Genomic DNA, 12,282 nt, shown 5'->3' on the forward strand with positions numbered 1-12,282 from the left:
TGCAAATGCCTAAAATTACCTTTCACCGCGGTGACTTCCATCATGAGCAGACAGTCAAGGATAACGCCAACCTGGTTGTACTGGCCGGAATCAAGCAGTTTCCCGGCATCAAGTACGGCTGCGGCATGGGGCGCTGTACCAAATGCGTCAGCAAGATCATCAAAGGGGCCGAACACCTGTCTGAACCGAATTGGAAGGAAGTGAAGATGCTCGGTGACAAACTGCAGCAAGGGTACCGGCTGACCTGTCAACTGTTTATCACAGCGGATTTGGAGCTGGAGCAGGAAGAGTAATTTGTATACTTTAGTATATCGTATACCAAATGCAAATGAAATAGCTATTTGAAAAAAAGACCTTGAATCAAATAGCGTTCTTTTATGCGGAAAATACGATGAAGCACAGACCTTTCCTTTCCAATACCTAAAATGGCGGAAGCTGTGTTTCTACTAAACATAGCTTCCGCCATCGCGTAAAATATGGAAGTCTCCCCCGCCCAACTATTCTTTCGAATTGTCAAACTGAGCAATCGCCTGGCGAATCCTGCCGCCCGTCTGCTGCATCAGCCGCTCGGCCTCTTCCGCGCTTGCTCCGGTCTTCTGCATGATAATCGCAACCCGGGCGTCTCCGCCAGCTGCTTCGGACAGGCGTTCCGCTTCGGCGTAGCTGACGCCGGTCACTTCCATGACGATGCGCTTTACCCGCTCTTTCAGCTTGTAGTTGGTCGCCTGCACGTTGACCATCAGGTTGCCGTATACCTTCCCCAGTTTGATCATCGTGGCGGTGGTCAGCATATTGAGTACCATTTTCTGTGCCGTCCCTGCCTTGAGCCGTGTCGAGCCTGTGACCACCTCCGGTCCCGTGACCACGTTGATGGCGACGTCGGCAGCCTGACCGATCAAAGCGCTAGGATTACAAGAGAGCGAGATAGTTGCAGCCCCTCTGGCTTTCGCCTCGGCTAGCGCGCCCAGCACGTAAGGGGTGCGGCCGCTGGCTGCGATCCCGACGACGGCGTCATTAGCCGACACGCCGTATTTATGAACATCCTCTTTTCCCAGTTCCTCCAGGTCTTCCGCTCCCTCGACGGCCTGGATCAGGGCAGCGGGTCCCCCGGCAATCACTCCCTGCACCAGGTGGGGCGGCGTCCCGAAGGTCGGCGGGCACTCCGCCGCATCCAGGATGCCGAGGCGGCCGCTAGTGCCGGCGCCGAAGTAAAGCAGCCTGCCTCCTTTTTCCACGGCAGCGTGAATCAGGTCGACGGCCTTGGCCACCTGTTCCAGGGTTTGCTCGACGGCAAGGGCGACCTTTTTGTCTTCTTCATTCATCAGTTTCACAATTTCTAAGGTCGACAACTGATCCAGATTGGCTGAACCGCTGTGTTTCATCTCTGTTGTCAGTTCATTTAAATGATTGATCATGCATCCCATCCTCTCTTCGCAATCGATCCCCCTGTATCTGTCTTACTATTTGCTCGATATGCGTTTCGTTCTGCTCACCGCGATCCGCGTATTTTCCAACCGGGGAATGATTTCGTCCTGCAGTTGGCTGGCAATTGTCACAAACAAGATATCAATCACGTTCAACTGGGCGATGCGCGAGGCCATTGCCCCGCTGCGAATGCTTTGCTCCACGGAGCTTGTGTACAGCCGGATGTCTGCCAGGTCAGATACCGGCGATTTGCCGAATTTGGTCAGGCTGATCACCGTCGCACCCTGCCGCTTCGCTTCGGCCAGCGATTGGATGATGTCTTCCGTCTGCCCGGAATAGGAGATCCCGAAGGCGACATCCCGCTCCGTCAGCGTTACGGCAGAGGTAAGCTGTGCGTGAAAATCCGAGTGGGCTTCACACCACCAGTTGATCCGGGAAAATTTTTGCCTGACGTCGTAAGCGATTACGGCTGAAGCTCCGACCCCGTAAACGTCAATTTTTCTCGCTTGTGACAGGGCATCTGCTGCCCGTCTCACCTCTTCAACGGACAGCACGGTGACCGTATCCCGGATTGATTGCTGATTGTTGTTGCTGACAGCCTGGATGATCGATTCAACGGAGCCGCCCATGCTGATTTCTTGATAGCTGTTTGCTGTTACATTTTTTGTCAAATCTCCGGCGATGCGAAGTTTCAATTCCTGAAAACCGCCCATGTCGAGCGAACGGGTCAAACGGATGATCGTCGCTTCTGAAACGCCGCAGAGCTCCGCCAATTTGTGAACGGAAAGCTGTACGGCGACTTCCGGGTTCTGCAAGATGAATTCCGCTGCTTTTCGCTCCGACGGCTTCAAATGATACAACATTTCCTGTAACCGAATCAGTCCGCCATTCAAGCCAAACAACCCGCTTTCCGCTGTTTTTCTTCTACATCTATTCCAAATGACAGCTGACGAAGTGGCCCGCTGCCTTCTTGCGCAAGGCAGGAATCTCCCTTTTGCACATCTCCACGCACACCGGACAGCGCGGATGGAACGTACAGCCTGTCGGCGGATTGGCCGGACTGGGCAAGTCTCCTTCCAACAGGATTCTCTCTGCCTTGTGCTCCGGATCCGGCACCGGCACGGCAGAAAGCAGCGCCCGCGTGTAGGGATGAACCGGATTTTCATACAAGGATTTCTTGTCTGCCACTTCCACGACCTTGCCCAAATACATGACGGCAACCCGATCGGAGATATGGCGTACCACGCTTAAATCGTGGGAGATGAACAGGTAGGTCAGTTGAAATTCCTTTTGCAGATCCTGCATCAAATTGAGAATCTGCGCCTGGATCGACACGTCCAAGGCAGAGACCGGTTCATCGGCGATCACCAGTTTCGGCTTTAAGATCAACGCCCGGGCGATTCCAATCCGCTGCCGCTGCCCGCCGGAGAATTCATGCGGGTAACGGTCGAGATGCTGTTTGGTCAAGCCGACGATCTCGATCATTTCCTCCACTTGCTTTTTCCGCTCCGCCGCTGTCCCGATCCCGTGGACGATCAGCGGGTCGGCCAAGATCTGCCCGATCGTCTTGCGCGGGTTGAGCGAGGCAAATGGATCCTGGAAGACGATCTGCATGTTGCGCCGCATGGTTCGCATCTGTTCTTCGTTCAGCTTCAAGATATCCTTGCCTTGAAACAAAATCTCTCCTTCAGTCGGCTCGAGCAGCCGCAGAATGCAGCGGCCGGTCGTCGATTTGCCGCATCCGGATTCGCCGACGATGCTGACCGTCTCTCCGGGGTACACCGTCAAGTCAACGCCGTCGACGGCTCGAACCACGCCCTGGTTTCCCCAGAATCCACTCTTGCCGGGGAAGTGCTTTTTCAGCGATTTGACCGTAAGCAAAGGCTGCGTCATTTACTTTTCCCCCTCGGCGTACAGCCAGCAACGGCATCTATGGCCGTCCCCTGCCGCATGTAGTTCGGGCGCCTGCCGGTGACAGATGTCCATCACTTGTGAACAGCGCGGCGCAAACCGGCACCCGCCAGGCATTTCATGGAGCAGCGGAACCGCGCCCGGAATCGATTCCAGCCGTTCCTGCTCCGACTTTACATCGGGCATCGACTTCATCAATCCAACTGTGTACGGATGCTTCGGCTCGCGAAAGAGGCTGCGCACATCGGCTTCCTCGACGATTTGCCCCGCGTACATGACGATCACCCGGTCGCACATTTCCGCCACGACGCCCAGGTCGTGGGTGATCAGGAGAATCGCTGTCCCCTGTTCGCGTTTTACCTTTTTCATCAATTCCAGGATTTGCGCTTGAATCGTCACGTCCAAAGCCGTCGTCGGCTCGTCGGCGATGAGCACCTTCGGGTTGCACGCCATCGCCATCGCGATCATCACCCGCTGGCGCATCCCGCCCGACAGCTGGTGCGGGTATTCCAAGCAGATTTCCGCCGGACGCGGAATGCCTACCTCCCGCAGCAGCTGAATCGCCCGTTCCTTCGCTTCCCGTTTGGACAGTCCCTGGTGACGGATCAGCGGCTCTGCGATCTGTTTCCCGATCGTGTGCAGCGGATTCAGCGAAGTCATCGGCTCTTGAAAGATCATCGCGATCTGATTGCCGCGCAGCCTTTGCATCTCTTTTTCGCTCAGCTTCAGAAGGTCTGAGCCCTCGAACAAAACGTTCCCGGTGATGTCTACTTTTTTATCCAGAAGGCGCATGACCGACAAGCTGGTCACGCTCTTGCCGCAGCCCGATTCACCGACCACGCCAAGCGTTTCCCCTGCCTCCAGCGCAATGCTGACGCCGTTTACGATCGTCAGCTTGCATTTTGCGGACGTAATCGAGGTTGTCAAATCTTTTATTTCCAGCAACGGTGCCATTTGCTATTCCCCTCTTTTCCTGCCGTTATCTGCATGGCATGATCAAGGCAAAAATTCGATTGTGATGAGCCCTGCGCCATTGGAGAATTTCCGGGCTAACAGTGGGATGGACCCGATTGGTTAATGTAATTAAGGTTGCCTGCCGCAGCGGATCGTGCCAGATAGAAGTGCCGGTAAACCCTGTATGGCCGAATGCAGCCGGTGAGACCAGATCGCCGCCCGAGCATCCGGCGACTACCTCCTCCAGCGTCCCTCCTGTCGGGGATGCCTCCCAGCCGAGCGCCCGCTGAATCGGCGAGCATCCGCCCGTATGGGTGCGGGCGGCAAATTGGCGCAGCACAGGATTGATCGAGAACGGCGCTGTCTCGGCGGACCAAATCTTCATGTAGCGCTCCAGATCCGCTATCGTGGAAAACAATCCGGCGTGACCGCTGACACCAGCCAAACCGTAATGCGCGTTGCAGTCGTGAACCGTTCCGCAGATCGTGCCCTGCCTCCAGGGGAAAGAGGCTTCCCGCTTACGCATAGCAAGGCAGCGCTGATCCGTCCGTTCGGTAAGAAAGCGGATCGCCATGTTCCGCTCATAGCCGTTTCCCTCTTCGGCAGCAGCGATCCGCTGGGCGTGCTCCGCCAGTGCTTCAAGCGGTTTGTACGCCGTCATGCTCATGCCCATGGGAGAAAAGAGCAGTCGCTGAGCCAATTGGTCAAGCTCTTCGTCCCAGACTCGCTCCAGCGTAAAGCCGAGCAGCATGAATCCGAGGTCGCTGTAGACGACCTGTCCCCCTGGCGTTCCGTCCAGCGCTTCTGCTGCGATCAGGGAAAGATACGCCGCCCGGCCGCTCCCCTCCAGGAAATACGGCCTCCAGGCAGGCAGACCAGACGTATGGGTCAGCAAGTGGAACAGCGTGATCTTCCGCTTCGCATCTACGTCGGGGCCCGCTTCCAGTTCCGGGAGATGCTTGACCACGGGATCATTCAGTGAGAGCCTGCCCTGCTGCACCGCATGCAAGACCAGAGGCAGGGTAACGACCACCTTGGTCAGCGAAGCGACGTCGTAAATCGTGTCGACATCAACCGGCCGAGACTGCTGCCCTGTCGAAGTGTGTCCGCGGGCGACGATAATCGGCGGGCGGCTGCCTACCGTCAGACTGCAAATGCCGCCTGGAAAAATCCCGTCCTGAATCCCTTGTTCCAGATTGCTGGCAATCTGCCGCCCAATCTGATCAAAGTGATGCGTACCTTCTCTTTTCGTCATCATCTGTCAACACCTCCCGCTTACTTGCTGCGATGGCGCGGATCCAAAATGTCGCGCACGGCGTCTCCGAACAGGTTAAAGGACAGGATCGTCACGGTCATCGCCACGCTGGGCCAGACGATCATACCGGGAGCCAGCTCCATGTACCTTCTCGCTTCCGATATCATCCCGCCCCACGACGGATCCGGCGGCTGCACGCCCAAGCCCAAAAAGCTGAGGGCCGACTCGGTTAAAATCGCGCCCGATATGGCCAGCGAGGCCTGAACGAGCAGCGGTGCCGTCACGTTAGGGAAAATCTCGCGAAACAGGATGCGTCCGGTTTTGGCGCCGATCGCTTTTGCGCTCTCGACAAATTCGAGATTCTTGATCGACAGGACGGCTCCGCGAACCGTACGGGTAAAGATCGGGATATTGACAATGCCGATCGCCAGGATCGTATTAGAGGTACCCGGTCCCAGTGCGGCCACAATCGCCAAGGCCAGGAGAATTTCCGGAAAGGCAAAAAGCACGTCCATCAAGCGCATGATCAAGGAGTCAATCCACTTGCCAAAGTAGCCGGCGAGCAGCCCGAACACGGTGCCGAAGGCCGCGCTGATGAAGACGGAAGACAGCCCGACCCACAGCGAAACCCGGGCTCCGTAGACAATCCGGCTGAGCAAATCCCGGCCAAACTGGTCCGTTCCCAGCACATAGTCGGATGAACTGCCCTGCAGGCGGCTTTCCTGAAACATCTGGGTGGGATCATGGGGAGCGATGAGCGGGGCTAAAACAGCAGCCAATGCAATCAGTACCAGGATGAGAAAGCAGGCGACCGCGGTCTTGTTTTGTACGAAGCGCTGTATGAATGTATGCATCACGTATCCTCCTTCCGCTAATACTTGATCCGCGGGTCTATCCAGGTATAGATCACATCAACCAGCAGATTGACCAGGACGAATACGAGTGCTACGAACAATACTCCGCCCTGCACGACTGGATAATCCCGCTGATAGATGCCGTCCAAAATATACTGGCCGAGTCCCGGAATGGAGAATAGCTGTTCGACGATCACAGAGCCGCCCAAGAGATAGCCGATTTGCATCCCGGCGATGGTGATGATCGGGATCGACGAGTTGCGCAGGGCGTGGCCGATCACGACGGTCCATTGGTTGTTTCCCTTGGCGCGGGCGGTGCGGATGAAGTCTTTGTCAAGGGTCTCCAAAAAGGCGGAGCGAGTCATCCGCATCACCCCGGCAGCCAGCACGATCCCCATCGTAACGGCAGGCAGGACAAATACCTGAAAGGCTTCAACCGGATTTTCCCAAAAATTCACAACGTCAATCGGCGGAAACCACCCGAAGTACAGGGAGAGCCCTAGTAAGAGCAGCGTCCCGATGGCAAAGTTCGGCACGGAAATGCCCAGCATTGCGGTCACCCGAACGAGCACGTCGACGGGAGAGTGAACGCGGACAGCCGAGATGATCCCGAGGGGAATCGCAATTGCCCAACCGATGATCGCCCCAAACAGGGTAAGCTGCAGCGTGATTGCGAAACGTTTTACAATTTCTGGCAAAATATCTTGACCCGTGTGTACGGAAACGCCAAAATCGCCTTGCAACAGTCCGCCCATCCAGTGCAGGTACTGGGTGACAAGCGGTTGATCCAATCCCATGCTTTGGCGCAGGGCCTTGATCGCTTCAGGGGTGGCATTGGTTCCGAGCATGATCGAGGCCGGGTCGCCTGGAACCAGATGCAAGATCGTAAAAACCAGGACTGAGATGCCGAAGACAATCGGTATCAGGCTGACAATCCGCTTTAGAATATATCGTCCCACGCTTACTCCTCCAATAGAAATTTGGCCAACGCCAACTCTTGGCGCAGATGGTTGCCTGCTAAACAGGGAAGGGACCGGGGAGACTCCCCGATCCCCTGACCAGATCTTTCGTTACTTCTTCACAGATGTTTTCACCAAGGCATACACTTCCCCGGCTGCCGACGGCGTAAATCCTTCTACTTTGTCAGATACAGCATAGAAGTTTTGCGGCGAGGCCAGGAACAGGTTTGGCGCATCTTCGACGATCAGCTTTTGGGCATCGTCGTACAGTTTTTTGCGCTCTGTCTGATCGGTTGCTTCCAGTGCTTTTTGCACGAGTTCGTCAAATTTGGCATTGGAGTAGTTCCAGACGTTGGCCGATCCTTCCGACGAGAAGAAGAAGCGCAGCGAACGGTCCGGATCTACGCCGGAAGTGTTGCGCCCGACCAGAAGATCCATGTCTTTCGATTTCCACGTCTCAATGTAAGTACCCCATTCCAGCTGCTTGATCTCGGCGTTAATGCCGACTGCCTTCAGCTGCTGCTGCAGTACCTGGGCGGTTTCGATCATATCGGGATAGGTAGACGACGTTTGGATGACAGTGTTAAATCCGCTGGGATATCCTGCTTCGGCGAGCAGTTGTTTCGCTTTTTCTACATCCTGCTTGTAGCTCGGGTATTCGCCGGTGTCCAAAGCCCAGTTCGTCTGCGCCGGAGAGAGCGGACCCGTCAGCGCAGCCTGCCCCTTCCAGACGGTTTGCAACAGTTGGTTGCGGTCAACGGCGTAGCTGATCGCCTGTCTTATCCGCGGATCGTCAAACGGCTTTTTAGCGACGTTAATGCCCAGGTAGCTGTACTCCATGGACTGGTAGTTTTTGATCGTCACATTTTTGGAACTCTCAAGCAGTTTGGCCGAGTCAGCCGAAACCGTGGTCAAATCAACCTTTCCGGTCCGAATCGCAGCCAGCCGCTCCGCTTCATCCTTCATGATCTGAAACTTGATCGAATCGACTTTTGGCATGTCTTTCACGAAGTAGTCCGGGTTTTTCTTCAACAGCACATATTGTCCGGATTCCATTTTTTCCAGTTCGAACGGGCCGGTTCCGACCGCTTCCTTGTTCAGGTCGGTTACTTCCTTCGGCACGATTGACGCATAAGCGCTGGCGGTGTTGGCCAGGAAAGCGGCATCCGGTGTTTTCAGCTTGAACACGACCGTGTATTTATCCGGCGCTTCAATCGCGTCGATGCTGGAGAAGTAGGACTTCGCCACTGCACCGGTATCCGGGTTCAAGATGCGCTCAAAGCTGTACTTCACATCGTCCGAGGTCATCTCCCGTCCGTTGTGGAACTTCACGCCTTCGTGGAGCTTAAACGTAACGGATTTACCGTCGTCAGAGAGTTTCCAAGAGTCAGCCAAAGCCGGAACGACGCTCATATCGTCATCCAGCTTGGTCAAACTGTCGTACACCAGCGAGTAAATGCGGTTGCTGGAGACGGCAGGCACCTTGTGCGGATCCAAACCAACCGGATCCTGGTCAGCCGCAATGATGAGCTGCGAAGATCCCGCTGCCCCTGTCTGGCTGTCTGGATTTTTCGCCGGATCTGCGGAGCTTCCCCCACCCGAGCAAGCCGTCAGCAGCAGGCTTGCCGATAAAAACAGCGATGCAATGAACCTCTTTTTCATCATGAATCCCCCCATATGTAGAGTTTTGAGGTTTTCTGTTTTAGAAGCAAAGATTTCCCAATACGACCGGGCGGGATGCTCCGGTCACGGACGGCACGTTGCTTGGCCGCCCCATCAGTGTCTCATGTCCGAGAATGGCAAAAGCGATGGCCTCCTTGGCATCGTCCGGGATGCCGTATTCAGCTGAGGTCGTGACACTGATCTCCTGCGGAAGCTCCCGGCGGATCATGTCCAACATCGTGCCGTTATACGCCCCGCCGCCGGAGACGATTACCTCCTCTGCCTGCATCCCCGGAAAGACAAACTGCTTGTACGCCCCTGCTATCGTCAGAGCCGTCAGCGCAGTGGCACTGGCTACGGTATCCTCAAACGAGAGTCCCAGCTTCTGCGCTTTTCCGGTAAATTGCTCTACGAACGCTTTCCCGTACACCTCGCGCCCGGTGCTCTTCGGCGGCGCGAGCCGGTAATAGGGATCGGCCAAAAACGACTCCAACAGGTCCCGGGAGACGCTGCCGGCCGCCGCGATTTTGCCGCCATCATCAAAGCGCTGCCGGCCATCCGTTCCAAGCATGACGATCGCGTCGATCACCATATTGCCGGGGCCGGTGTCAAAAGCAAATACTTGCTCCAGCGCGGCACCTGCCGGAATGACCGTCACGTTGGCGATGCCTCCGATGTTCTGAAGCAGACGTCCTTTTTTGGCATCCCGAAACAAGATCATGTCTGCGTACGGGACCAATGGCGCTCCCACTCCTCCTGCCGCCAGGTCGCGAGCGCGGAAATTGCCTACGACAGGGATTCCGGTCCGCTCCGCCAAGACAGACAGTTCGCCGATTTGCAAGGAGGCTCTGACCGGCATCATGCCGTTCGGCCCGGGAAATGGGGTGCTGTCGGCGACATGCCATACCGTCTGGCCGTGGGTGCAGACGGCATCCACCTGTTTCGCGGACACTCCCGTGGTAGTCAGCAGCTGTGCCACAGCGTGGGCATACCATTCGGATACGGCGTAGTGGGCGACCGTCAATTCGTCGAGACGGGCCGTTTCCACGCTGCAGAGGGCCATCAGCCGCTCTCTGATCTCGTCGGAGTACGGGACGTAGTGGAATCCTTTGAGGGAAACGCTGCTGATATTCTTCTGCTCGTCCGTGTCAATGGAAACCAGTGCAGCATCAACGCCGTCCAGCGACGTTCCCGACATCAGACCGATGAGCAGGTGGCTGCGTTTTGCTTGATACGCCTGGTTCATACCCAACATTCCCCTCCTCACTGGTCGTGGATCTGTGTCATCAATCTGTTATCACTGCTAAAGCGGTTTCAATCTAAACAACCTCATTTTATGTAATAATGTTACGAAAATCAACTTCTTTTATAAAATTTTATTACATACCGAGTTGTCTGATGCTTACGGAAAGGCCAAAAATAATAACCCGGCTTCACTTGGAAGCCGGGCATAACAGCTTTTTTCTCTTTCTTATATGGTAACGGTTTCCACCGTATTGATCATTTGTTTCAGGAATTGCGGCAATTGGAAGCAGCTGGTCAGGATCTCTTGATTGACGTACTTCGTCTCCAGGTCAAAACGGTTCTTCGGGCGTGCCGCCAGCGGCTGTTTGGCCCCGATGGTAAAGCTCCAAAGGCCTCCCGGGTACGTTGGGACAACAGCCGTATACATGTGGACATGCGGATAGACGCTGCTCATGCGGGCGTACGTCCGCTGCATGACCTCTGCATGGAAGATCGGGGATTGGCTTTGGCACACCATCATGCCGTCTGCCTTCAGCGCACGGTAGAGATTCTGGTAGAAGCTTCTCTCAAACAACTGTTCAGCCGGTCCAATCGGGTCGGATGAATCCACAATAATGACATCGTACAAACCCTCCGGCTGCCTCGCATAGCGGACGCCATCCGTAAACAGAAAGCGCACGCGGGGATCGGACAGATTGCCGGACACTTCCGGCAGATAGGTTTTGCACGCCGTTACGACACGTTCGTCAATTTCCACCATATCGATTTGCTCTACCTGGGGGTGTTTGCAGGCTTCTCTTGCCGCTCCGCAATCACCGCCGCCAATGATCAGGACCCGGCGCGGACTGGGATGATAAGCAAGCGGGACGTGGACGATCATCTCGTTGTAGATATGCCCGTCTGCCGACGTCGTTTGAACAATGCCGTCCAGGACAAGCATGCGGCCAAAATCGTACGAATCTAAAATCATGACATGCTGAAGGGGAGACGTTTCTTCAAATACCACTTGCCTGATTCGGTAATTGAGCTTTAAATTTTCCCTTTCATTTTCGGTCAACCAGAGTTCACCCTTGTCACGATGAAGATACATGGGTAACCGTTCCATTTTCAACCTCCTAGACTGATATTTTTTTGGAAGATTTCTCTTCTATTGTATCAGGATGGGCTGGAAATGGATTGTCAATTTGTGAAAATAAAAGCAAATCCCTCAAATTTTGCGGATTTGGGCTGGAAACTCGGAAATGCCCGCCGGCTGCAGCAGTACTTGGGGAACGCCGCTGACCGGATGGGAGATAATCGTTGCGCTCGCCCCGTACACTTCCTGAATCAGAGAACGGGTGAATACCTCCCGCGGCGCGCCGTCGGCAACAACGCCGCCGTCCTTGAGCACGATGACCCTGTCGCAATACTGCGCGGCAATGTTCAGGTCGTGCAGTACAGCTACGACAGTCAGCTTATGCTCTCGCTGCCAGTTGCGAATGTAGTCCATCATCTGAATCTGAAAACCGATGTCCAGGTAGGTGGTTGGCTCGTCGAGCAGCAGCAGTTTTGGCTCCTGCGCCATGGCTTTGGCCAGGGCCACCCTCTGCCGCTCGCCGCCGCTCAGCCGCTCGAGGGTCCGCTCCGCCAGCGGCAGGATTCCCAACCGATCCATAATCTCATCGATCAAGCTGCCATCTCCCCCGACTTCCTCACCCAGCCAGTTTTGATAGGGAAAGCGCCCCATCTCTACCACTTCTCTCACGGTGAAGCCAAGCGGCGGCAGTGCTTCCTGCTGCAGAACAGAGAGTTGCTTGGCCAGTTCTCGGCGGGAGTAAGCTTCGACCGGTTTGCCGGCGAGCAGGATCGTCCCTGAGCTCTTCGGCTCCACTCCGGAGATCAGCTTCAGCAAGGTAGACTTGCCGCTGCCGTTCGGACCGATGATACCGACGACATGACCCGTCTCGACCTCAAAGCTGAGGCCGCCCAGGATCGCCTTTTGGCCATAGTATTTGGTGAGGTTCTGTACCGTAATCAT

The 12,282-nt window shown here is 55.6% G+C and carries 12 protein-coding genes; 1 reads left to right on the plus strand and 11 read right to left on the minus strand.

Annotated features, from left to right (window positions below):
* Positions 1-5: 5 nt before the first annotated feature.
* Positions 6-293, plus strand: a complete 288-nt coding sequence (locus ACI7RC_RS07095; RefSeq protein ID WP_408107538.1) for a 2Fe-2S iron-sulfur cluster-binding protein — start codon at positions 6-8, stop codon at positions 291-293.
* Positions 294-497: 204 nt separating this feature from the next.
* Here ACI7RC_RS07095 and murQ read toward each other — a convergent pair whose 3' ends face one another.
* From murQ to ACI7RC_RS07150, 11 genes are all read right to left on the minus strand, one after another.
* On the minus strand, positions 498-1,415 hold the full coding sequence (gene murQ / locus ACI7RC_RS07100; protein ID WP_408107539.1) for an N-acetylmuramic acid 6-phosphate etherase: 918 nt from the start codon (positions 1,413-1,415) through the stop codon (positions 498-500).
* A 45-nt stretch (positions 1,416-1,460) separates the two neighbouring features.
* Positions 1,461-2,327: a MurR/RpiR family transcriptional regulator gene (locus ACI7RC_RS07105; RefSeq protein WP_408107540.1), complete on the minus strand. Its 867-nt coding sequence runs from the start codon at positions 2,325-2,327 to the stop codon at positions 1,461-1,463.
* A gap of 28 nt (positions 2,328-2,355) precedes the next feature.
* The gene (locus ACI7RC_RS07110) at positions 2,356-3,318 is read right to left on the minus strand and encodes an ABC transporter ATP-binding protein (RefSeq protein WP_408107541.1); all 963 of its coding nucleotides are present in this window, start codon (positions 3,316-3,318) and stop codon (positions 2,356-2,358) included.
* The gene (locus ACI7RC_RS07115; protein ID WP_408107542.1) at positions 3,319-4,290 is read right to left on the minus strand and encodes an ABC transporter ATP-binding protein; all 972 of its coding nucleotides are present in this window, start codon (positions 4,288-4,290) and stop codon (positions 3,319-3,321) included.
* 25 nt (positions 4,291-4,315) lie between these two features.
* The gene (locus ACI7RC_RS07120) at positions 4,316-5,548 is read right to left on the minus strand and encodes a serine hydrolase domain-containing protein (protein ID WP_408107543.1); all 1,233 of its coding nucleotides are present in this window, start codon (positions 5,546-5,548) and stop codon (positions 4,316-4,318) included.
* Between the two features lie 17 nt (positions 5,549-5,565).
* Positions 5,566-6,399: an ABC transporter permease gene (locus tag ACI7RC_RS07125; RefSeq protein WP_408107544.1), complete on the minus strand. Its 834-nt coding sequence runs from the start codon at positions 6,397-6,399 to the stop codon at positions 5,566-5,568.
* A gap of 17 nt (positions 6,400-6,416) precedes the next feature.
* Positions 6,417-7,358, minus strand: coding sequence for an ABC transporter permease (locus tag ACI7RC_RS07130; protein ID WP_408107545.1), 942 nt, complete (start codon positions 7,356-7,358; stop codon positions 6,417-6,419).
* Positions 7,359-7,469: 111 nt separating this feature from the next.
* Positions 7,470-9,020, minus strand: coding sequence for an ABC transporter substrate-binding protein (locus ACI7RC_RS07135; protein WP_408107546.1), 1,551 nt, complete (start codon positions 9,018-9,020; stop codon positions 7,470-7,472).
* Between the two features lie 40 nt (positions 9,021-9,060).
* Positions 9,061-10,275 carry an anhydro-N-acetylmuramic acid kinase gene (locus ACI7RC_RS07140; protein ID WP_408107547.1) on the minus strand — a complete coding sequence of 405 codons (1,215 nt, stop codon included), beginning with the start codon at positions 10,273-10,275 and terminating at the stop codon, positions 9,061-9,063.
* 216 nt (positions 10,276-10,491) lie between these two features.
* Complete coding sequence (speE, locus tag ACI7RC_RS07145; protein ID WP_408107548.1) at positions 10,492-11,370, minus strand: polyamine aminopropyltransferase; 879 nt, start codon at positions 11,368-11,370, stop codon at positions 10,492-10,494.
* A 102-nt stretch (positions 11,371-11,472) separates the two neighbouring features.
* A complete protein-coding gene (locus ACI7RC_RS07150; protein WP_408107549.1) occupies positions 11,473-12,282 on the minus strand; it encodes a heme ABC transporter ATP-binding protein in 810 nt (269 codons plus the stop codon).

This window comes from Brevibacillus sp. B_LB10_24, assembly GCF_046036945.1.
GTDB lineage: Bacteria > Bacillota > Bacilli > Brevibacillales > Brevibacillaceae > Brevibacillus_C.